The sequence below is a fragment of the Pseudoxanthomonas broegbernensis genome (assembly GCF_014202435.1).
In the GTDB taxonomy this organism is placed as follows: domain Bacteria; phylum Pseudomonadota; class Gammaproteobacteria; order Xanthomonadales; family Xanthomonadaceae; genus Pseudoxanthomonas; species Pseudoxanthomonas broegbernensis.
Map to the genome: position 1 here is coordinate 403,763 of NZ_JACHGU010000003.1, position 22,094 is coordinate 425,856.

A 22,094-nucleotide genomic window follows, 5' to 3' on the forward strand; every position below is an offset into this window, starting at 1 on the left:
GATCCGCTCGCATCGGCGGGCCATGATGCATTCGCCGCGGCCGGGCGAAGGATGCCTCCTGCGCCGTACCCCGCACGCGGCCGTTCCACCTGCGGGGACGCCATGATCGGCGACCCGGCGAGCGGCGATTTCGCCCCGCGCCTGTTGCGCTGGTTCGACCGCCACGGCCGCCATGGCCTGCCCTGGCAGCATCCGCGCACGCCCTACCGGGTGTGGCTGTCGGAGATCATGCTGCAGCAGACCCAGGTGGCCACGGTCGTCCCGTACTTCCTGCGCTTCGTCGAACGCTTCCCCACCCTGCCCGGCCTGGCCGCCGCCTCCACCGACGAGGTGATGGCGCACTGGGCCGGCCTGGGCTACTACGCCCGCGCCCGCAACCTGCACGCGGCCGCGAAGCGGTGCGTGGAGCGCCACGGCGGCGAACTGCCGCAGGACTTCGATGCCCTCCACGCCCTGCCCGGCATCGGCCGCAGCACCGCCGGCGCGATCCTGGCCCAGGCCTGGGGCGGGCGCCGCGCCATCCTCGACGGCAACGTCAAGCGGGTGCTGGCGCGCTGGCATGGCGTGGAAGGATGGCCGGGCGCGCCCGCGGTGGAGAAGCGGCTGTGGGCGCTGGCCGAAGCCCATGTCGAACACGTCCCCGACGGGCGCATGGCCGACTACACCCAGGCGCAGATGGATTTCGGCGCCACCCTGTGCACCCGCGCCAATCCCGCCTGCCTGCCGTGCCCCGTGCGCGAAGGCTGCAGCGCGCTGCACGAAGGGCGCGTGGACGCCCTGCCCACGCCGCGTCCCGGCAAGCCGCTGCCGGAACGCGAGGCGGTGGCCCTGCTGCTGGAGAACGCGCGCGGCGAACTGCTGCTGCAGCGGCGCCCGCCCACCGGCATCTGGGCCTCGCTGTGGACCCTGCCGCAGGCCGACACCGACGCGCTGATGCGCCGATGGTTCGCACGCGAGGCGGACGGCGACTACGACGCGGCCGAGGAACTGCCCCTCATCGTCCACACCTTCAGCCATTACCGCCTGCGCCTGCAGCCGCGGCGCCTGCGCAAGGTCGCGCCCCGGCCGGGGGTGGGCGACAATGAGGACCTGCGCTGGGTGACGCGTACCGAACTGGCCGCCCTGGGCCTGCCGGCGCCGATCCGCAAGCTGCTCGACTCCCTCTGACCGGCTGCCCGATCATGTCCCGCACCGTTTTCTGCCAGTACCAGCAACGCGACGCCGAAGGGCTGGACTTCGTCCCCTGGCCCGGCCCGCTGGGCCAGCGCATCCACGCCCACATCGGCAAGCCCGCCTGGTCCGCCTGGCTGGCGCACCAGACCATGCTGATCAACGAGAACCGGCTCTCCCCGCGCGACCCCAAGCACCGCGCCTTCCTCGAGGACGAGATGGAGAAGTTCCTGTTCGGCGGCGGGGCGGAGAAGCCGGCCGGCTACGTGCCGCCCGCCGGCGAGGGCTGACGGCACACGGCAACGCCGCGCCGAGGGGCGGGCGAAGACGCGCGCCGCGCCGCCCTCAAGGCTGTTCCGCCGGATCGGCCGCTTCGCGCGGCTGCGTGCTGGCCTGCCGCAGTTCCTGCTCGGACCGCTTCACGCCCTTGGCATCGACCGGCCGGATCGCGTCGATCCTGCAGGGAACGCGCCCCACCTGCCCGACCATCGGCCCAAGCGGCATCACGCTGTCCGAGCGCGCCTGCACCTGCCCGCCGAAGCTGGTGACCGAGATCGCCGTGGCGTAGTCCAGGTCGTGGCAGGGACCGACCAGTTCCAGCAGCCACGCCTGGTTCGGCCGGGTCCACACCACCATCGCGCGGTTGCCCAGCGGCGACCAGCCCTGCAACCCGCCGAACAGCGAGAAACCGCGCACCGGTTCGCCGGCGTGCGCCTGGTACATCGCCAGCCGCTCGGCATCGCTCAGGCGCGGCGCGCTCGAACAACCGGCCGCCACCGCCAGCGCGAGGACCGCAAGCATCTTCTTCATGTCCACGACCTTCTGGATGGGAGGCTTCCGATGATCCCCCTTCCGCGCCCGCGGCCAACGGCTCCCGTCCCCGCATGTTCAGCCCCCGTCCTGCTTGTCGTATTCCACCGGCCCCGTTATCATGCCGCCCCTTGCAGCGGCCAAGCCGCGGCACGTGGCCGGGTAGCTCAGTTGGTAGAGCAGGGGATTGAAAATCCCCGTGTCGGGGGTTCGATTCCCTCCCCGGCCACCATGAATTTCAAGACGTTAGGAAGCCCGCACTGGTTGCGGGCTTTCTTCGTTTCGCCTGGCCGCTCGCCGTTTCCGGGCCGGGCCACGCGGCCTCGGGAGGGATCGACGATTCCGTAACGGAACGCATCGGAGCGGGTGCTAGCATCCGCCCGACGCCATCCCCGGAGGCTCCATGCGCGCCTTTCCGATGCTGCTTGTGCTCTGCCTGGCGATGTCGCCCCTGGCCGTCCACGCCGACGAACCGGTCGCCTCGGTGCCGGAGCTGGAACTGTCGCGCTACGCGGGCCAGTGGTACGAGATCGCGCACCTGCCGGTGTCGTTCCAGCGCAAGTGCGTGCGCGAGATCACCGCCACCTACAGCCTGCGCCGCGACGGCTCGATCGGGGTGCGCAACGCCTGCCGCACCCGCGACGACGGACTGGAGGAGGCGCAGGGCGTGGCGCGCACGGTGGAAGGCCATCCGGGCCGGCTGCAGGTGCGCTTCGTCCCCGACTGGCTGTCCTGGCTGCCGCTGGTGTGGGCCGACTACTGGGTGCTGGAGCTCGATCCGGACTACCAGTGGACGATGGTCGGCGAACCGGGACGCAAGTACCTGTGGATCCTGTCGCGCGAGCCGTCGATGGACCGCGGGCTGTTCGATCGGCTGCGCGCGCGCGCCGAGGCGATGGGCTACGACCTGTCGCCGCTGGTGATCGCCGCGCCGCTGCGCGAGGCGCCGGCCACGCCGTAGTATCCTGCCGTCCTCATCGATCCGGAGGCGGCATGAAGCGTTTCCTGCAACTGTTCGCGTTGGCCCTGGCCCTGGCCGTGCTTGCCGGGTGCGGCAAGAACACGCGGCGCGTATCGCCGCCCTCGGTTTCGATCCAGCAGTTGGCGGTGCAGGCCAATGGCAACTGGGTGGTGGACGTGCGCGTGCACAACTTCAGCAGCGTCTCCATGCAATTCCATACCCTGGAGCTTGCGGTGAGCGTGGACGAGCACGCCGCCGGCACCCTGCGGGCCGCGCCGGGCATGTCGATCGGCCCGACCTCGGCCGACGTGGTCAAGGCCACGTTCAAGCCGGATGGCATGGCCCGGATCGCCGTGGCCGACGCGCTCGCCGGCAGGCGTTCGCTCGCCTACCGGCTGGAAGGCAAGGTATCGGCCACGCCGGACGAGGCGAGGAAGCCGCGTGAATTCGAGATCGACTACCGCAGCTCGGTCAATCCGGCGCCGGGGCTGGACGGGGTATTGCGCTGAGCGCGGCGGCGCGCGTGCCCAACCGTCATCGATGAGGTATAAGCTGTGTTCTCGATGGAGACGGACACAGCGACGCCAGGCCCGATCCGCGCCGGTGCGAACGCACCGGCCGCGCCCCCGCCTCCGGTGCGGACCTTCGCACCGGCACTGCGCGTTCTTTCGCTCGATGCCCACGGCCGGGCGATGGACTGGATCCACTGGCAGGACGCGACCTGCCTCTACGCCCGCGACGCCGTCGCCTGGACCCTGGGCGTGCCCTGCCTGCGCGTGCACGGCGGCATCGCCCGCAACACCGGCGACCGCAGCTTCATCGACCTGCACCCCATCGTCGCCACCCGCGGCCAGGTCCATCCGCGCGCGCTGGACCCCACCCCCGCGCTGTCCAACACCGCGCTGTTCGCGCGCGACGCGCACCTGTGCCTGTATTGCGGCCGGCAGTTCGGCCGCCCGCACCTCACCCGCGACCACGTGGTGCCGCTGTCCAAGGGTGGCCGCGACGCGTGGGAGAACGTGGTCACCGCCTGCTTCCACTGCAACTCGCGCAAGAGCGACCGCACGCCGCAGCAGGCGCACATGCCGCTGCTGGCCGTGCCCTACCGGCCGAGCTGGATCGAGCACCTGATCCTCTCCAACCGCAACATCCTGGCCGACCAGATGGCCTTCCTGAAGTCGCAACTGCCCAAGCGCTCCAAGCTGTCGGCATGACGGCCGGCGCATCGGCGATCCCGCTTGCGGCCGCGATGCCGGCCCCCGGCCCCGGACCCTTCGCAGGCTGAAGCCGATTCCCGCCGGCAGGGGCGGCTACGCACCCGCCCTTTGCGCGGGAGCCGGATCTCGCCGGCGACCGCCGCCGGGGAACGGCGCCCCTGAACGGCCTTGCTTGCCCCGTCACGCCCCCGGGGAGGACAATGGCGGCCCGTATGGTGCCCGCAGCAAAATGATCGATCCCGCCCGCTACCCGCGTCTGTCGCGCATCGATTCGCCCGCCGACCTGCGCCAGTTCGACGAGGCCGAACTGCCAGCGGTGGCGGACGAATTGCGGACCTACCTGATCGAGTCGGTCGGCCGCAGCGGCGGCCACTTCGGCGCCGGGCTCGGCGTGGTGGAGCTGACCGTGGCCCTGCACTGGCTCTACGAGACCCCGGCCGACCAGTTGGTGTGGGACGTGGGCCACCAGACCTACCCGCACAAGATCCTCACCGGCCGCCGCGACCGCATCCACACGGTCAAGCAGAAGGGCGGCGTGGCGCCGTTCCCGAAGCGCGAGGAAAGCGAGTACGACACCTTCGGGGTCGGCCATTCGTCGACGTCGATCTCCGCGGCGCTGGGCATGGCCATCGCCGCGCGGCTCAAGGGCGGCGGCCAGGACGATGCCGCGCCTCCCAAGGTGGTCGCGGTGATCGGCGACGGCGCGATGACCGCGGGCATGGCCTACGAGGCCCTCAACCACGCCGGCGGCATGGACCCCGAGCCCGACCTGCTGGTGGTCCTCAACGACAACCGCATGTCGATCTCCGAGGCGGTGGGCGGGCTGACCAAGATGCTCGGCCGCATGAGCGGCAGCGCCACCTTCAACAAGCTGCGCGAGGGCGGCAAGAAGCTGCTGGGCGACAAGAACAAGCGGCCCGCGCGCTTCGTGCGCCGCTGGGAGGAGCACTGGAAGGGCATGTTCGTGCCCTCCACCCTGTTCGAGCAGATGGGTTTCCACTACACCGGCCCGATCGATGGCCACGACCTGCCGGCGCTGCTGGGTGCGCTGAAGACGCTCAAGACCCTCAAGGGCCCGCAACTGCTGCACGTGATCACCACCAAGGGCAAGGGCTACGACCTGGCCGAGGGCGACCAGATCGGCTACCACGCGGTCGGCCCGTTCGACCCGGCCAAGGGGCTGGTCGCCAAGTCCGGCGCGAAGAAACCCACCTACACCGACGTCTTCGGCGACTGGCTGTGCGATGCGGCCGCCGCCGAGCCGCGCCTGCTGGGCATCACCCCGGCGATGCGCGAGGGCTCGGGCCTGGTGCGTTTCTCGAAGGAATACCCCGACCGCTACTTCGACGTGGCCATCGCCGAGCAGCACGCGGTGACCCTGGCCGCGGGCATGGCCACCCAGGGCGCCAAGCCCGTGGTGGCGATCTACTCCACCTTCCTGCAGCGCGGCTACGACCAGCTCGTGCACGACGTGGCCACGCAGAAGCTGGACGTGCTGTTCGCCATCGACCGCGGCGGCGTGGTCGGCCCGGACGGCGCCACCCACGCCGGCAACCTGGACCTGAGCTACCTGCGCTGCGTGCCGAACATGGTGGTGATGGCCCCGGCCGACGAGGACGAGTGCCGGCGGATGCTCAGTACCGGCCTGCGCCACGAAGGCCCGGCCGCGGTGCGCTACCCGCGCGGCACCGGCCCGGGCGTCGCGGTGGAGGCCACGCTGGACACGCTGCCCGTCGGCAAGGCGCAGTTGCGCCGCAGCGGCGGCCCGCTGGCCCTGCTCGCCTTCGGCGCCACCGTGGCCGCGGCCGAACAGGCAGGCGCCGAACTGGGCCTGACCGTGGTCAACATGCGCTTCGTCAAGCCGCTGGACCGCACCCTGCTGCTGGAGCTGGCGAGGAACCACGAGGGCTTCGTCACCGTCGAGGACAACGTGGTCGCCGGCGGTGCCGGCTCGGCGGTATCCGAGCTGCTGGATGCCGAAGGCGTGCTGCTGCCAATGCTGCACCTGGGCCTGCCCGACGCCTTCCAGCACCATGCCAGCCGCGAGGACCTGCTGGCCGAAGCCGGCATCGACGCGGCCGGCATCCAGGCCGCGGTCCTCCATCGGTGGCCGCGCCTGGCCTTGATCGACAGCGACCTGCCCCGCGCCGCCGGCGCCTGAATCCGGCGGCGGCCCGCAGCGGCACTATCCGCCTGGCTCGATGGCGAACGGCAGTGCGTGCCCGCACCGCACCTTCCGCATCCCTGCCGGCCCGGCCTGGCGCCGGCGTGATGAATATCGGTCCGCACCGGGAAGGAGCGCCGGAAACCGCGCTCCTTCCCTCGCCTGGCCGGAGTCAGTTCTCGAAACGCAGTACCAGCATGCGCACCTGCTGCGGCGCCACGTTGCCCAGGCGCTTGAGGGCGCTCAGGCCATAGGCGCCCAGGACGTCCTGGCCAAGCTGCGAGGCCGCCTGCGGCGCCACGATGCGCAAGGTACCGTCCTCCAGCAGTTCCAGGCGCAGCCAGACGACCTGCTCGTCGTCCAGTTGCACCTGGACCTCGTAGCTGGCGCGCACGGGCTGGTCCAGTCGCGGCGCGGCGACGCTGCTGCCCTGCAAGGGATGCAGCGCCAGGCTGTCGCCCGTGTCGTCCACCCTGAACTGCCCCACGAACTGGCCCTGTTCCTCCAGGAACACCGGCAGCACGCTGACCTGCGGCTCCGCCAGCGGCTCGCCGCCCAGCGATACGCTCAGGCCGTCGCCGTTGCGCAACACCTGCTCCATCACCAGGGTGGACGAGCCCGTGCCGGTCCCGTCGCGGTGCTGGGTATCCGGACCCTGGGTCGCGCCCGATCCCGCCGCATCGGCACCGGCGGTGGCCGTACCGGCCGAACCCGAGCCGGCTGCACCCGTACCGCTCGTACCCGTTCCAGCCGCACCCGTACCGGCTCCGCTGGCACCTGCGCCGGCCTGGCCTGCGCCGGCCTGGCCCGCGCCGCCTGCCCCGATACTGCCGGGCGCATCGAATGCGCTGGGGGGCAACTGGGGCTGGGCCGAACCCGCCATCCCCGCCTGCGCGTTCGCGGCGGCGGTGGCCGCTCCCAGGCCACCACCGCCATTGTCCATGCCCGACTGGGTGCCGTTGCCCCCCGGCGGCGGCGACGACAGCGCATCCACCGCATTGAGGTTGGGCGGATTGGAGATGGCCGCGGTGGCCTGCTGGCGTGCATCGAGCAGGCGATAGTTGCCTCCGTCCGCTCCGCCCAGCGACAGGTCGATCCACACCGTCTTGTCGGCGGCGGGCGTGGAGTCGTCGAACAGCCCCTGCCCTCGCAGCAGCACCTGGTCGCCGTCGACCAGCCCCTGCAGCGGCGGCAGGATCAACCCGGCATTGCGGGTGCCGTCGAACGCCTTGTCCGCCACGCCGACCGGGCCGGCCTCCACGTCGCGGGGCGAAACATCGCCCGTGGCGCGCGCGGAACTCTCCGCCAGTTGGTAGTTGCCCGCGTCGGTGCCGCCCAGCGACAGCCGCACGTCGACCGCCTTGCCGGTGCCGGCATTCTTGTCGTTGAACTGGCCTTCCAGTTCCAGGTCCAGGTCGTCGCCGGACACCACGCCGTCGATGGTGCCGCCGCTGACCTGGGCATCGCGGCTGCCGTCGTAGACCTTCGGCGCCACGTCCCACCCGCCCGTCGCCACCACGGTCTTGGGCACGATGTCGCCGGTCGCCTGCGCGTGGCCGCTGGCCAGGCGGTAGTTGGCCGCGTCGGCACCGCCCAGCGCCAGTTGCACGTCCACCGTCTTGCCGGTGCCGGCGTTCTTGTCGACGAACAGGCCCTGCAATCCCAGGGTGAGGTCGTCGCCGGACACCACGTCTCCCAGCCCGCTGCTGCCGACCTGGGCGTCGCGGGTGCCGTCGTAGACCTTGGTCGCCACGGTCAACTGCCCCGCGTCCACGGTCCGGGGCACGATGTCGCCCACCGTGCGCACCGCATCGTGGGTGAGGCGGTAGTTGCCCGCATCGGTGCCGCGCAGCGCCAGTTGTACGTCCACCGCCTTGCCGGTGCCGGCGTTCTTGTCGTCGAACTGGCCGCGCACGTCCACCAGCAGGTTGTCGCCGGCCACCACGCCGCTGGGCGTGGCGCTGCTGATCTGCACATCGCGGGTGCCGTCGTAGACCTTGGTGACCACGTCCAGCGCGCCGGCGTCGAGCGTCTTCTGGGTGATGTCGCCGCTCGTTCGCACCGAGTTGTGCGCCAGCCGGTAGTTCCCCGCGTCGGCGCCGTTCAGCGCAAGCTGCACGTTCACCGCCTTGCCGGTGCCGGCGTTCTTGTCGGCAAACAGCCCTTGCAGGCCCAGATCCAGGTCGTCGCCGGCAACCGCGCCGACCAGGCCACTGGTGCCCACCTGCGCGTCGCGGGTACCGTCGTAGACCTTGCTCGCCACGCTCAGCGTGCCCTCGCCGATCGTCTTGGGGGTGATGCTGGCGACTGCGCTCATCGTGCCCGGCCGCAGCTCGTAGTTGCCGGCATCGGTGCCGACCAGGCCACCGTTCAGGGCCACGACCTTGATGCCGACGTTCTTGTCCGAGAACGTGCTGCCGGTGATGTCCAGGACCACATCGTCGCCGGTGACCACCGCGTCCAGCGCCTGGCTGGAGACGTGCGCGCCGGTATTTCCGTCGTACACCTTGTCGTCGACATGCACTATCGCCTGCAGCATCTTGCGCGCGATGCTGGCCTGGGTGATGTTGCTGACCTGGTAGTTGCCCGCGTCGGTGCCGCCGAGGGTCAATCCGGTCAGGTTGACCTGCTTGTTGGTGCCGGCGTTGCGGTCGGCGAACTGGGCGGTGACCGTGCCGCCGGCCGACACGTTGTCGCCGGTGACCACGCCGTCCAGGTTCAGTGCGCGCAGGGTCGCGGCCGTGGTGCCGTCGTAGGTCTTGTCCTGCACCACGCCGGCCGCGAGCTGGATCTGCTTGGCCGTGATGGTGCCGATGTTGCCGCTGGCGCTGCTGGCGGCCATGCCGTAACCGTAGACCTGCACCGTACCGTTGCTGGCGCCATCCAGGGTGATGCCAGCCACGCTCACGGCTTTGCCGGTTCCGACGTTCTTGTCGGCGTAGGTGGACGGGCCGGCGATGTCCAGGACGACCGTATCCCCGTCGATGGCGCCGCTGACCGACACCTGGGTGGCAGGATCGACGCTGGCGGCGGTATTGCCGTCGTAGGTCTTGCTGACGCTGCCGGTCAGGGCGAGGGTGAGCTGCGGGGCCACGGTGTAGAGGAAGCCGTTGTCGCTGCCCAGCACGGTGCCGGCCGAGCTGGCGTCGTATTGCTTGAAGTCCGACGCCAGGCCGCCGCGGGTGTCGGCGAGCGGGCTGGTGGATTGCACCAGCCAGCGGCCGTCGTCCGTCGTGATCGCGGACGCGCCGGCGTTGTTGATGAAGTTGCGTCCGGCGGCCAGCAGCACGGCCGTGTCCGCGCCGCTGCTGTTGCCGGCGTGCACCGCCTGGCCGAGCACCAGGTCGGACGTCGCACCCTGGAGGCGCAGGTCGACCACATCGGTGGCGTCGACACCGCTCAGGCCATCGACCGTGCCCACGGCGAGGCTGCGGCCATTGCGCAGGCTCAGGCTGCCGACCTCGGCCGCCAGTTGGTTCACTTGCTGCACGCCGGACAGCGCCACCCCACCGGCGCTGCGCAGAGCCAGGCCAGGCGTGGTGATCACGCCGCTGCCCCGGATACCGGCGCCGGCCCGGTCGTGCAGCGACACGATGCCGGTGTTCGTACCGATGGCATGATCCAGTTGCAGGCCGCCCTGTGCCACGTCCAGGTACAGGCTGCCGGTGCTGCCTACCGCCATGGCGCCTTGCTGGGCCAGATGGTCGGCGACGATTTCCACCCGATCGCCGACGTTGACGCTGAAAGCGCCGACGGTCACATCGTCGTCGGCCGCCGCCACGCGCAGCGTCTTTACGCCATTGAACCTGGCCATGCCCGCGCCGCTCAGCGTGCTGCCGCTGCCACCGAGCTCGAACGACCGGCCGGCACCCTCGAGGCCGAATTCGACGGTCGCCTGCGACTGCCCGCTGAGTGTCGCGGACCCCGTCGAAAAACCGCTGCCGGCCAGCGCGTACAAGGTACTGGCCGTATTGGCGAATGCGATGGCCGAGTTCAGGCCCAGGGTGCCCTGGGCGTTCAGCGTCACATCGACGTTGCGCCCGGTCTGGATGCTCAGGCCATTGAGCCCATCCACCGTGCCCAGTCCCCAGTTCGGGGCGGAGCTGGTGATTTTGCTGTTCCCACCGGTGTTCAGGGCAAGGGTGGTGAAATCGAAGGTGTCGTCGGTGATCTCGGCGCCGCCGCCGGCGGTGATCGCCAGGTTGCTGGCGGACACACCGCCATCCACGCCGACCACGCGCCCGCCGCTCTTCAGGTGCACGCTGCCGGCACTGGTGCTGATGTCGCTGTCGAACACCAGGTCGCCGCCGTCGCTGCGGCCCACCTCGAGGGTGGCGGCATTGACCTGCCCGATGGAGGCATTGTCCAGGCCGCTGCCCAGGCGCAGCTCGTTGGCCGCGGTCGCCTGCCGGATGACGACCTTGCCGGTGCCGCCATTGGCGGTGACGGCCTGGCCGATGTTGATGTTGTCGCCGGTGAGGATGACGTTGCCGGTGGTGTTGGACAGGCCGCCTGCAGTGAAGTCCAGCGTCCGGTTGACCACCTCGAAGCTGCCGCTGGCATTGAAGTTGTAGTTGCCCGACACGCTGATGGTGCCGGTGCCGTCCTCGCGGCCGATGGTGAGATTGCGGATGCCGGGCAGCTTGTTCAGCGTCGCAGCCGAAGCGAAGCCGCTGGCGGCGCCCAGCACCATGTTGGTGGACGCGGCGTAGGGCTCCAGCCGCATGGAGGCGGTGCTCAGGTTGTTCAGCGTCGCCGTGCCCCAGTTGATGCTGTTGGCACGCAGGGTGAGCACGCCGGCACCGGTATTGAGGTTGACCGCGACGTTGCCGAAGTTGATGGCGCCATCGGTGTGGATGCTGGCATTGCCGCCGAAGGTGAACGGCGTGGTGATATCCACGTTGCCCGAGGCACTGAGCAGGCCGTTCAGAGTTACCGAGGCAGCGGACTGGGTCCCATCCTGATGGAAGAAAAGACGGCCGGTCCCCAAGGTCATGTTGGAGTTGAGATCGATCTGATTGCTGGAGTTTCCCGCCGAGATGTAGAGGTTGCCGCCGCCGGTAGAGATGGGGTTGCCCACGGTCATGCCGCCACCGCCTGCATTGTCCGAGTCGGCCCAGATGCGGACGTAACCACCGTTGGTGGCGATCGCGCCGCCGAGGGTGATGCCGTCGGCGCCATACAGGGTGATCGACCCGGCGGCGGGCGTACCGCTCCCCACCGTCGTCACGGTATGGCTCGGCAGCGTGCCTGGATTGCTGCCCGCGCCGTGGGCGATGAGATTGGCCACATTGACCAGCGCACCGGTCCTGTTGCTGCCGGCCTGCATGTAGATGCTGCCGGTGCCGAAGACCTCGATGACGTTGCTGCTGTTGGCGAAGGTTATGGTGCGGTTGCCGTTATCCCCCGACGGCGGCGTCACCTCGACGCGCAGGCTGATGTTGTTGCCCATGCTCAGGCGGCCGTCGCCGCCGTTGTTGTTGAGGTCCTCGAAGGTGATGCTTTCGGTGGCCTGGAGCAGCACGTTGGCGTTCTGCGCCTCCAGGTCCCTTTCGAAGACGAGGGAGCCGTCGACCGCGCCCGAGCCACTGCCACCGCCCCGGATCGTAACCGCGGCCGGATCCAGCAGCAGGTCGCCGGTACGCCCATGCGTGGCGCGTGCGTCGGTACGGCCGCTGTAGCTCAGCGTCCGCTTGCCCGAGACCTCGGCGCGGCCGCCGTCGCCGCCCTGCTCGCCGCCGCGCACCTCGATGTTGCCGGCGAAACGCATGCTGTCATCGGACCAGAACACCACCTCGCCCCCCTGGCCGGTACCCGTCGCGTTGGCCTTGGCCACGGCACCCGCCGCAACTTCCACGCTTGTGGCGTTGCGCAGCGCGGGGGCGTTGCCCTGCCAGCCGCCGCCCACATGGATGTCGCCACCACCGCTTGCGCCGCTGGCATCCAGCCGCGTGTTGTCGTCCAGCACCAGGTGCTGGCCCAGAACCTCGATCCGCCCGCCTCCGGCGCCCTGCGAGCTGGCGTCCAGGCGGCCGCCGACGCGAACCTCGCCCACCTCGCCGCCGTCCAGCACGATGCGGCCGCCACGCTCGCTCAGGCCCGTGGCCTCGACCACACCATCCAGGTTGATCACGCTCGACCGCAGCGCACTGGCGCTGCTGGCGCTGAGGATCACGTTGTTGCCCTGGATCAGGCCGCTGTGGCTCAGTTCCGCCTCCAGCGCCGCCCGCTCCACCTGCAGCGAAAGCAGGCCATCGGCCGCGAAGTCCAGGGCCACCCGGTCGCCCGCGCCCAGGCCCACCTGGCCGGCGCTGATCTGCCCGGTATTGGCGACGGACGGCGCCAGCAGCGCCACCACGCCGTCCCCGGCACGGAGGCTGCCCTCGTTGCGCACCGCACCCGCCGCACCCGTCGCGGCGAAGCGCGCACGGCCGGCGAGGAAGTCCTCGTCGCTGATGGACAGCGAACTGACCACCAGTCCGCCCACGTCGACCTGCGCCCCCTTGCCGAAGACCGCGCCGTTGGGGTTGACCAGCCAGACCTGGCCGTTGGCGCTCAGTTCGCCCGCTATCAGGCTGGGCGCATTGCCCAGCACGCGGTTGAGGGCGATGGCGCCGCTGTTGGGCTGCTCGAAGCGCACGCCGGCGTCGCCGCCGATGTCGAAGCCGGCCCAGTTCATGATCAGCCGCTGGCTGCCCTGCCGCACCGTCAGCCTGGAACCGTGCTGGTCCAACTGGGCCTGGCCGGCCACGACCCGGCCGTCGGTAGGCAGGGTGCCGGCGTTCTGCGCATGGGCGCACAGCGGCGCGACGACGAGCATCGCGGCGGCCAGCACCGCCGCGCTGGCGCGCTTGCCACGGCTGCTGGCGATCTCGGCCACGACCACGTAGGCGCCGCGTACTTCATCCCAAATCAGGCGATAGGTGTGATTCACGGGTTGTCCTCTTGGTTGTCTTGGAGCGGCGTCAGATGCGCACGCTGAGCTGCAGCCACAGGTACTGGTCGCGCTTGCGGCCATCGGCGTTCGTGCCCGTGGCGCTGCGTCCGGGGTTGTCGCCCAGGCGATGCGCCCAGGCACTGCGCAGCGACCAGCGCTCGCTATGCAGGTTCAGGCCCAGGCCGGCGCCGGACAGGCCGTATTCGTTTCCGGCCCATGGCGTGGACGAACCCACCCACGGGTCGATGTGCTGACGCACGTGGCCGTGGTCGGCGAACGCCAGCGCCTGGCCGCGCAGGCCGTCGGCGATGCGGAAGTCGCGCCGCAGCTCGGCATTGAGCAGCCAGCCGGTGTCGCCGCTGGCCTCGCCCACCGTGTGGCCACGCACGCCGGCCGGCCCGCCGAGCAGGAACTTCTCCGACGAATCCAGGTTCTTGCTGCCGATCTGCCCGCTGGCGGCCAGGTACACGCCCCAGTCGTGCAGGTTCGGCAGGCTCTGGCTGCGCTCCACGCGCCACAGCAGCTTGGCGAAGCTTCCGGCGGTGCGTGCGCTGGCCGCGTCGACCTGGCGATCGATCTCGTTGTCCAGGTCCAGCCGGCCGGCCACCAGGCCCACGTTCATGCCGTTGTAGCCGCCGCCCAGCCATTGGTCCCAGGCGTTGCCGCTGAGCATGGTGGTGAACTTGTCCACCCTGCGGTCGCGCAGGGTCTGCCCCAGGGCCTTGTCGGTGAGCTGCCTGTGTTCGGCGTCGACGCTGAACCACAGGTTGCGCTCGCGGCTGCGCAGCAGGGGATAGCTCAGGCCGGCGCTGAAGGTGCGGGCGCTGCCGGTCAGGTCCAGCGGCTTGAATTCGCCGCCCACCTCGTAATCCATCCAGGAAGCGGCCATGTTGGCGCGCCAGCCCTTCGGGCTCAGGCCCAGCGAGTAGTTCAGGCCCAGCAGGCGGCTGCCGTCGCTGTGGCTGACGTTGACGCCCAGCAGGTCCTCGCGGTCCAGCGGACGGTTGAGTGAGGCCCAGGCGCTGCGGCGCCACTGTCCGGTATAGCGGTTGGAGAAATTGTCCACGGCCGCGCCCGCCGCCCAGTCGCGCGCGCGCTCGGCGCGCACCAGCATGCGGCTGGTTCCGGGTTCGGCGCCCTTTTCCAGCGTGGCCCGGGCCTGGACGCCGGGGACGTCGTTGATCAGCAGCAGCGCACGTTCCAACTGGTCGTTGCGTACCGGGCCTTCGGGAAGCGCGGCATCGGCGATGGCACCCAGGCGCCGTCCCAGTGCCGGATCGCTCGTCAGGACCTGTACCCGGCCCGGCGAGCTCTGCAGGCGTCCGGCCAGGATCGCGATCTCCAGTTCGCCGTCGCTCAAGTCCTGGCTGGGCAGATAGGCTCGCGCCAGCAGGTAGCCGCGCGACTGCAGCGCGGCGCCGACCCGCTGCGCCAGCGCGCGCATTTGCGCATGGCTCAACTCGCGTCCCTTGGCGTCGGCGACGAGCGCCTGCAGCGCCTCGTCCTCGACCAGGCCCTGCGCACCGCTGAAACGCACCCGCTCGATGCGCGCGCGGAATCCAACCTCGTCCTGCGCCTCCGGCAAAGGCGCGTCGACCAACCGCTCCTTTCTCTCGGGCGTGGCGGGCGGCAGGGATCGCCGTTGCTCGTTGAGCAACTGTCCGGCATCCGGGGGCACGGTCTGCGCCTGGGCCAGGTTCAGGATCGACTGCAACGAGGCCAACCCAAGGAAAGCCATGAAACGCGTTTTATTCATTCGAAGATTCCCCATGGCCGCTCCGGCGGCGGCGATTTCCGCTACGGGCAGGTCCAGCCGGCGGACTCCGTGCCGGACCCGATGATTCCTGCTCCCCCTGCCGATCACGCGTGCGCACGGCCACCGGCGAAGCCGTCCTTCGGTCCCGCCAGTGCCGATGCAATGCCAATGCCAGTGTCAATGCCTCCCCCGGACGTCAACGATCGGACACACGTCCGGCTACCCCGGACTCCCTGGACGGAGTGCCTGCGCTCCGCCCCAATCAAGGGCAAGGTCCCACTACGTCCGGTCCTTCCCTCACATACATATCGGGACGAGCGTCTCAAACTTTAGGGCCGGGTCGGGGGACGCGCAGAATCGCCACCGGCCCGGAAATCGAGCCGCGCGCGGTCACCTGGGATGTGCGGCCACCTGCCGGCCGCAGCGCCGGCACCGGATGCCGCAGGAAGTCCCGGCGGTGCCGGGGCTTCCTGGACTGTCCGGGATGTTCCGGTAGCCTCTACCAAATAAAGGCCCGCAGGCCAGCATTTGCGCGGGGTTCTGATCTTCGACACCCCGCGATGCCCCCACAAATGCCCCCAGCCTTTCGCCGCTTGGGCCTGTTCCGGCCTGATCGCAGGTCGCGCGCGCGATGGCTTGGGGAAACTTCCGGCTTGCGGTGATCTTGGGGTTTCCTAACGGCTCTCAGGTCGCGCGCGCGTTTAGGGACTCCAGAAACTCCGGGCGCGTGCGGCCTAGATTGTTGCGGTTTAGCGGTGTGACGGGGCGGGGCCGGTGTCCGCCCCAATGACTCGGGGCTTGGCGATGCCCCCCCCGGACATACCCGTAAAGTCCCCGTGGTGTCCCCGGCTACAGCGCCCGATATTGGCGCAGGTTCGCCAGCGCGCGGGCCTTGCCTTCCGGCGTCGTGGGGCCGGTACTGCGGCCGCCGTGGAAGCGGCAGCGGCGCTTGCCCGGCTCGCTCTTGGCTTGGCAGGGCTGGCCGTCCCGGTGGCGCTTGGCTCCGCAGATGACGCGCCGGGTTGCCTGCGAACCGGACTCATACGCGCCCGTGCGCGCGCCCGCGATGCCTGACGTAATTCCGGGCAGGCCGCCGGACTCTTGCGCGCGCGCGGAACGCTCGGCATCCGAAGTCATACGCGCCTGCGCGTACTTGGTTGCAAATTCCGGCCCGTCGTCCGGACTCTTGGGCCGCTCTACTTCCCTGCACCCTATTCCGGCCAGTGCCACCCACTCAGTCACGATGGCGTCAATGATGGCGCTATTTGTCGCGGCCACGCTGCCCGGCCTCACTTTCTCCCGCTTGCCCTCGATTGCCGCCAGCGCCTCCCGGCTCGGCATGTAGTCGATCCGCACCATGCGGGCGCGGCGCTTGCGTTGCAGTTCGGCCAGGTGCGCTTTGTCGCAGCTCAGGTATCCGTCGGTCACAGCTCGCCCTCCATCGCCCGGCGCTTGCGGGTGACGTGGTACGGGGTCAGCAGGGCGTGGGCCTTCATGTCGGCCGACGGTCGCGCGCTGCCTTCCTTGTCCGTCCATACCTTCGGGGTCAGCTCGCCCGCCAGCGTCACGGGGTCGCCGGCAGTCAGTGCCAGCAGCCCGGCCACGGTGCCGGCGTCGAAGGCGATCACGGACACGCTCAGGCGATCCTCAGCCCCGGTTGTCACCAGCACGCGCGCGGTGGCGTAGGCGCTGCCGTTGCGGCTTGTGCCGGGCTTGGGGTCGGCGGCCAGCCGGCCAGACAGCAGGGCATCAATCATGATTCCTCCAATCCGCGCAGCGGTGGCGCTTCATCGGCCAATGGGCGCGGCCGGGGCCAAGCTGGCATCCGCCCATGCCGGCCTCGGGATTCACGGTGTCGGGCAGGTAGTGCCGACAGTCGCCGCAGGCCACCGGCGGGCGCGGGATCGCCTTCCCGGCCTTGCGACGGAAACACCACGGGCACGCCTTCACCACGGCCGGGCACGTCGGCCACAGCAGGACAGGGCCGCAGCCTTCGCAGGTGCGCGCCACGGCCTCGCCCCAGCCCGGCGGCACCTGCCCCGCGTCCATGCGCTGCCGGGCTTCCAGCGCGCGCAGGTACGCCCTCAACACGTCATCCGGCATTCCATCGCAGGCGGCCGCATCGGCATCGGCCAGGCCATGCACCAGCCCGGCCGGCAGCCCTTCGCCTTCGGCCAGCACCAGCAGCCGCGCGCGCTGCGCCTTCGCTTTCTCAGCGTCGCCCCCTTGCGACTCTTGCGACTCTGCGACTATTCGGGGCGTGTTTTCGCACTCCAACCCCGTGCGACTCTTGCGACTCTGCGACTTTTCCGGGTGCGGGGGCTGAAAAGTCGCAAGAGTCGCGGGAGTCGCAGCGGGTGCGCTTTCCGCATTCGCCAGCAGGCTCGCCAGCAGCCGGCCCATGTCAGCCACCCTCCGGTGCCGGTGCAATGCGCCAGACGTGGCGACGGTGGCGGCCATCCAACACCGCGCCGCCCTCGACAGGCTCAGCCCATCCGGCCCGTTCAAGCTCGCCCATTGCCCGCGTGAAGGTTTCCCGCTCGCGGATGCGGCCCGGGCCTAGCCGCAGGGCGTCGCGGGAATACAGCAGCGTCCGGCCGGTGTCGTGGCACCAGCCCAGCAGGGCTTCCGCGTCGCGCACCTCGGGCGACAGCTCCGCCGTGCCGGCCAGCCTTGCGGCTTCGTTCAAGTGCCACAGTGCCAGCTCAGCCGCTCGCCCGATGGTGGCCGCGTCGATTTCCTGCGCCCCGGTCGATTCCAGCAGGGACAGGACGCCGGCAATCCTCAGCACCTGCTCCGGCGTTTTGCTTGCCCACGGCTTCACGGTGGCGAATTGCCCGCCGGGCGTCATGCCCGCTTCCACGGCGTCGTGAAGCTGCACCCATGCGGCCTTCGCCTTCGCGCTCAGGTGCAGCGGCCGGGGCTGCAATTCCTGCCGTTCGCCTTCGGCCAGCGGCAGCGGCTCCCGGTGCAATTCGCCAAGCCGGTGCGCCATCCGCCCCAGCGCCGCATCATGGCGCAGGCTTTCGGCCTTGTACGGCCGCGTGCCCGCCGTCGATTGCGGCCAAGCCAGCAGGCAACGGGCCAGGAACCCTTGCCCGCTCAGCACGTCATCCGACAGTGCGCGTTCGGCAATGACGGGCTGCGCCAGCAGGTGCAGGGCCATCCGCCGGCCGTGTAGCTTCGTCGCCCCATCCATCGCGCGCACCCGATCCAGCGTCCCGCTGTCCCATAGCTTGCAAAGCGTCCCGGCGGTGCGCGTCACGGTTTCCTTCGTCATGCCATGACCGCCAAACACCAGCGCGGCTTCATCCGTGAACGCCCCGACGGTCGGCCAGCCGGCGGCCAGCAGCTTTGCCAGCCCTTCGGCGGTGAAGTCGGCCACGGTGACGCGCGGCAGCAGCGGGGCAGGCGGTGCCGGGCCGATGTCCTGCAATGCCCGCGCCAACCCTGCGCCCTGCGATTTCTTGGCCTTGGTCTTCGCATCGGTGCAGCGGGCTTCCCATTCGGCAAGTTCGGCCGCGTGGGCTTCAAGCTCGACTTCGTGCGACTTCGCCAACGCCTTTTCATGGTCGCGCGCTGCCCGCATGGCTTCGGCGTCTACCGCGCTTTTCCGCTCGCCGCTCTCGGCGACAGTCAGCATCCAAAGCGACAGGGGCACGGTGCGGCCGTCTATTTCCACGTCCGCCAGCGCCTGCGCCGCCAGCGATGCCGCTGCCAGAACGGATGCCCCGCATACCGCGTCCGGCGCTTGGATGACGCGCCGCAGGCTCTCCGCTGCCGGTTGCAGGACGGGGCCAAGCTCCGCCAGCGGGTACGGCTCCGGCGGTGGCACGGGACGGCGCAGCGGCTCGGGCGCGAAGCCTTCAACCCTCACAGCAGGGGCGGCCAGCATCGGCAGCGTGTCCAAGTCGCCGCCGGGGTTCGCCGCCAGCCAATCCACCACGTCACCGCCATCGGGCAGGTTCAGCGCGGCAACGTCGATACGGCGCACGTCGCAGCCCAGCGCGCGCAGGCGGCCGGCCACCTTGTCGGCATACTCCGCGCCGGGGCCGTCGTGGTCGGGCCACAGAATGACGCTGCGGCCGCGTAGCGGTGTCCAGTCCATACCGTCGGCGCTAGATGCGCCGCCGCTTGTGGTCGCCACATTGCCGGCCTTCGCCAGCGCATCGGCGCAGCTCTCACCCTCGACAATCCAGACAGGCGCGGCGGTGTCGGCCAGCAGCTCGGGCAGGCGATACAGCGGCTTGCCTTCCTTCGGCGCTGGCGGCTCTCCCATGGCGTAGCGCAGGCCGTCCAAGCGCATTGGCTTGATTACCTTCCTTCCGTCGGGATGCTTCAGGCGGGGCCGGTAGAACAACGGCTGGCCGTCGGCATCGGCGTAGCAATGCAACGCCACGGGCGCGAAGCCTTCGGCAATGTCTCGGGCAAACAGCCGCCGCGCGCCGGCTTGCGGGGTTTCCATCTTGGGGACGGCGTTCATGCCCGCACCCCCAGCAGGTCGCGCACGGCATCGGTGAACGGCAGGCCGGACACGCGAACATGGAAGCCCACAAGGTCGCCGCCGCCGCAGCCGGCAAAGCACTTCCAGCCGCCATGCGCCAGGTTCACGCTCAGCGACGCGGTGCCGTCGTCATGGAACGGGCATCGGCCCTGCGCCCATCCGTTGCCGTGCGCCTTGCCCAGACTCGGGATGCGCGCGCGGTAGTAGGCGTCCGGGTCGGGCAGGCGGTCGCGCCAATGCTCGGGCAATCGCCGGGGCTTGCCGTACAGGCCACGCATGGATGCCACGGCCTGCCGGGTGTTCATCGGTAGGGATGCCTTCATCGAGCACCCTCCCAAATCGCATGGGCGACAAGCGCCGCCACAAAGGCCAGCGGCCCCAGCATCGGCAGCCAGTGCAGCAGGGTAGAATTGCGGTGCGCCCAGCCAGCCAGCTTGCGCCCGATGCCCGCCTCGCGCGGGCTTCGCTTTTCTTGATTCATGCCGCCGCCTTTGCACCAGCGGCGCTTTCAATCAACGCGCGGATATCCTCGGCACGCCACGCGGTACAGCGCTCGCCAATCTTGACCGGCTGCGGGTAGCGGCCAGCGCGCACGCCAGCCCACCAGGTCGATTTGCTCACCGGGATCAAGCCCGGCACAGCGGGAATGTTGCGCTTTGAGTCGGCCGGGGTGCCGACAATTTGCGGGAGTCGCAGGAAGCCAGTAGACGGGAGGGAATCGCGGTGCATGGTATCGCCTTGTGACGGCCACCAATGGGCCGGGCGATACCTATTAGATTCACTTTGGAGGAGGCTTCAACGGTAGATGCAACCAATCGGTTGCATCACGGCGGCGCGGGTCTCCCTTGAGGATCTAGCACGGCAATGCGCACGTCATAGCCAACCGCTGCCGCGTATCGCTGCACAACTCCCAGAGTCAGCTCACGGTAGGCCGGGCTGTCCACAGGTTCGGAAAACATGCCTTCAAGGCGGGACACGAATTGCCGGGATACGCCCATGCGCTCGGCAATGTCTTGTTGCCTTAAGGTCGATCCTCGCCTCACTGCTACAAGCCTCCCCAAGACGTGCCACAAGTCGCCGTGTGTCCAGCCATGGAACGCAACTAGCGGCGTTGTCCGCCGGCTACGGGCTGTTTCGTGCTTCGCATCATCGCGCGCGCGCTGTTTCTCGCTCCGATCCAACCAGCCCCGTCGTGCCATTGCGCGTCAGCCCGCCTTCGCGCGCAGCGGTATGACGTTCCCGCCTTCGCGCAGGTTGTCCAAGTAGTCGGCCCATGCCTGCATCATCTTCCGGCGTTCGGGCAGGTGCGCGGTGCGGTTATAGGCGCGGCCATTCGGGTCGCGTACCGCGTGCGCCAACTGGTGTTCGATGTAGTCGGGTCGGAAGCCCAGCACCTCATCAAGAATTGTCCGCGCCATCGCCCGGAACCCGTGGCCGGTCATGGTGTCGCCATCCAAACCCATACGGCGCATTGCAGCGATTACCGCCGCCTCACTCATTGGCCGGCCCTTGCCACGCGCGCTGGGGAACACGTAGTCGCCCCGGCCCGTGATGGGGTGAAGCTCGCGCAGGATTTCCACCGCCTGCACCGACAGCGGCACGATATGCGGCTGTTTCGTTTTGCTCGCCGTGAAGCGCCACTCCGCCGTGCCTAGGTCGATATCCGCCCATTGGGCATGGCGTAGCTCGCCGGGCCGGACAAACACCAGCGGGGCCAGCTTCAAGGCCGCCGCCACCGCCGGGGTTCCGGGGTAGCCATACAGCGCGCGCAGCATCGGGCCGACGGCCGCCGGGTCGGTCACGCTGGCAAAATGCCGGCCCTCCGGCTGCGACAGCGCGCCCTTCAAGTCGGGCACGGGGTTACGCTCAGCCCGGCCCGTGGCGATGGCATACCGGAACACCTGCCCCGCCAGCATCTTTGCCCGGTGCGCCGTCTCCACAGCACCGCGTGCTTCCACCTTTCGCAGCGCCGCCAGCAGCTCCGGGGCCGTCACGTCCGCCACGGGCCGACTGCCAAGGTACGGGGACAAGTCCTTTTCCAGCAGCCGCCGTTCCCGCACGGCGGAACCCGGGGCCAGCGTCTTTGCCCGAATTGCCAGCAGTTCATCGGCCACGGCGTCGAAGCTGTTACCGGCTTTGTCCAGCATCGCGGCCCGTTCCGCCTTCCGCTGCTCTCCGGGGTCATAGCCCGCCGCCAGCAGCTTCCGGCCTGCCGCATGGCGTTCCCGGGCATCAGCTAGCGTGACTTCGGGATAGGTGCCCAGCGCCAGCCGCTTTTCCTTGCCGGCGTGCCGATACTTCCAGCGCCACAGCTTGCCGCCGGCTGGGGATACCTCCAGGTACAGGCCGCCGCCGTCAAACAGGCGTACAGGCTTGGCGGCCGGCTTGGCCTTGCGGATGGCAACGTCGGATAGGGGCATCGGGGCATCCTCTCTGGGGGCATCGGGGCATTTCCCCGCCGCCATGCCCCCATATATGCCCCCGGCTGGGGGCACATTGCAAGGGACGCCATTGGACGCCACCGGACACCAGACAACAAAAAACCCCTGATTTCTCAAGGGTTTTTGGTCTTTCT

The 22,094-nt window shown here is 69.8% G+C and carries 17 protein-coding genes and 1 tRNA gene; 7 read left to right on the forward strand and 11 right to left on the reverse strand.

The annotated features are described in order from the left end of the window. Window positions 1-102 precede the first annotated feature (102 nt). Window positions 103-1,167, forward strand: coding sequence for an A/G-specific adenine glycosylase (mutY, locus tag HNR76_RS08730; RefSeq protein ID WP_162309713.1), 1,065 nt, complete (start codon window positions 103-105; stop codon window positions 1,165-1,167). A 14-nt stretch (window positions 1,168-1,181) separates the two neighbouring features. Further along, entirely contained in the window at window positions 1,182-1,460 is a 279-nt protein-coding gene (locus HNR76_RS08735; RefSeq protein WP_162309714.1) for an oxidative damage protection protein, read from the forward strand. Window positions 1,461-1,515: 55 nt separating this feature from the next. Here the strand turns inward: HNR76_RS08735 and HNR76_RS08740 are convergent, their stop codons facing one another. Then, entirely contained in the window at window positions 1,516-1,980 is a 465-nt protein-coding gene (locus HNR76_RS08740) for a DUF6491 family protein (protein ID WP_162309715.1), read from the reverse strand. 156 nt (window positions 1,981-2,136) lie between these two features. Here HNR76_RS08740 and HNR76_RS08745 point away from each other — a divergent pair. From HNR76_RS08745 to dxs, 5 genes are all read left to right on the forward strand, one after another. Continuing rightward, window positions 2,137-2,212: transfer RNA gene (locus HNR76_RS08745), tRNA-Phe, on the forward strand. 171 nt (window positions 2,213-2,383) lie between these two features. Further along, on the forward strand, window positions 2,384-2,941 hold the full coding sequence (locus tag HNR76_RS08750) for a lipocalin family protein (protein WP_162309716.1): 558 nt from the start codon (window positions 2,384-2,386) through the stop codon (window positions 2,939-2,941). Between the two features lie 32 nt (window positions 2,942-2,973). Beyond that, entirely contained in the window at window positions 2,974-3,450 is a 477-nt protein-coding gene (locus tag HNR76_RS08755; RefSeq protein ID WP_162309717.1) for an LEA type 2 family protein, read from the forward strand. Window positions 3,451-3,504: 54 nt separating this feature from the next. Then, window positions 3,505-4,155, forward strand: a complete 651-nt coding sequence (locus HNR76_RS08760; protein WP_162309718.1) for an HNH endonuclease — start codon at window positions 3,505-3,507, stop codon at window positions 4,153-4,155. A gap of 232 nt (window positions 4,156-4,387) precedes the next feature. Then, a complete protein-coding gene (gene dxs, locus HNR76_RS08765; RefSeq protein WP_162309719.1) occupies window positions 4,388-6,319 on the forward strand; it encodes a 1-deoxy-D-xylulose-5-phosphate synthase in 1,932 nt (643 codons plus the stop codon). A 175-nt stretch (window positions 6,320-6,494) separates the two neighbouring features. Here the strand turns inward: dxs and HNR76_RS08770 are convergent, their stop codons facing one another. The 10 genes from HNR76_RS08770 to HNR76_RS08815 form a co-directional block, all read right to left on the reverse strand. Next, window positions 6,495-13,256 (reverse strand): YDG domain-containing protein, encoded by a 6,762-nt coding sequence (locus HNR76_RS08770; RefSeq protein WP_162309720.1) that lies wholly within the window; start codon window positions 13,254-13,256, stop codon window positions 6,495-6,497. A 31-nt stretch (window positions 13,257-13,287) separates the two neighbouring features. Continuing rightward, on the reverse strand, window positions 13,288-15,015 hold the full coding sequence (locus HNR76_RS08775; RefSeq protein WP_246429063.1) for a ShlB/FhaC/HecB family hemolysin secretion/activation protein: 1,728 nt from the start codon (window positions 15,013-15,015) through the stop codon (window positions 13,288-13,290). A gap of 849 nt (window positions 15,016-15,864) precedes the next feature. Next, on the reverse strand, window positions 15,865-16,443 hold the full coding sequence (locus tag HNR76_RS15680; RefSeq protein ID WP_211373154.1) for an HGGxSTG domain-containing protein: 579 nt from the start codon (window positions 16,441-16,443) through the stop codon (window positions 15,865-15,867). Further along, on the reverse strand, window positions 16,440-16,772 hold the full coding sequence (locus HNR76_RS08785) for a single-stranded DNA-binding protein (protein ID WP_162309721.1): 333 nt from the start codon (window positions 16,770-16,772) through the stop codon (window positions 16,440-16,442). Before HNR76_RS08785 ends, HNR76_RS15680 begins: the two co-directional genes overlap by 4 nt. Beyond that, the gene (locus HNR76_RS08790) at window positions 16,765-17,418 is read right to left on the reverse strand and encodes a hypothetical protein (RefSeq protein ID WP_162309722.1); all 654 of its coding nucleotides are present in this window, start codon (window positions 17,416-17,418) and stop codon (window positions 16,765-16,767) included. The genes HNR76_RS08785 and HNR76_RS08790 overlap by 8 nt, the downstream gene beginning before the upstream one ends. Window position 17,419: 1 nt before the next feature. Then, the gene (locus tag HNR76_RS08795) at window positions 17,420-19,498 is read right to left on the reverse strand and encodes a YfjI family protein (RefSeq protein WP_162309723.1); all 2,079 of its coding nucleotides are present in this window, start codon (window positions 19,496-19,498) and stop codon (window positions 17,420-17,422) included. After that, window positions 19,495-19,842, reverse strand: a complete 348-nt coding sequence (locus HNR76_RS08800) for a CHC2 zinc finger domain-containing protein (protein WP_162309724.1) — start codon at window positions 19,840-19,842, stop codon at window positions 19,495-19,497. Before HNR76_RS08800 ends, HNR76_RS08795 begins: the two co-directional genes overlap by 4 nt. Then, window positions 19,839-20,000, reverse strand: a complete 162-nt coding sequence (locus tag HNR76_RS08805; RefSeq protein WP_162309725.1) for a hypothetical protein — start codon at window positions 19,998-20,000, stop codon at window positions 19,839-19,841. Before HNR76_RS08805 ends, HNR76_RS08800 begins: the two co-directional genes overlap by 4 nt. Next, window positions 19,997-20,248: a helix-turn-helix transcriptional regulator gene (locus HNR76_RS08810; RefSeq protein WP_162309726.1), complete on the reverse strand. Its 252-nt coding sequence runs from the start codon at window positions 20,246-20,248 to the stop codon at window positions 19,997-19,999. The genes HNR76_RS08805 and HNR76_RS08810 overlap by 4 nt, the downstream gene beginning before the upstream one ends. 476 nt (window positions 20,249-20,724) lie before the next feature. Continuing rightward, a complete protein-coding gene (locus HNR76_RS08815; RefSeq protein WP_162309727.1) occupies window positions 20,725-21,939 on the reverse strand; it encodes a tyrosine-type recombinase/integrase in 1,215 nt (404 codons plus the stop codon). Window positions 21,940-22,094 lie beyond the last annotated feature (155 nt).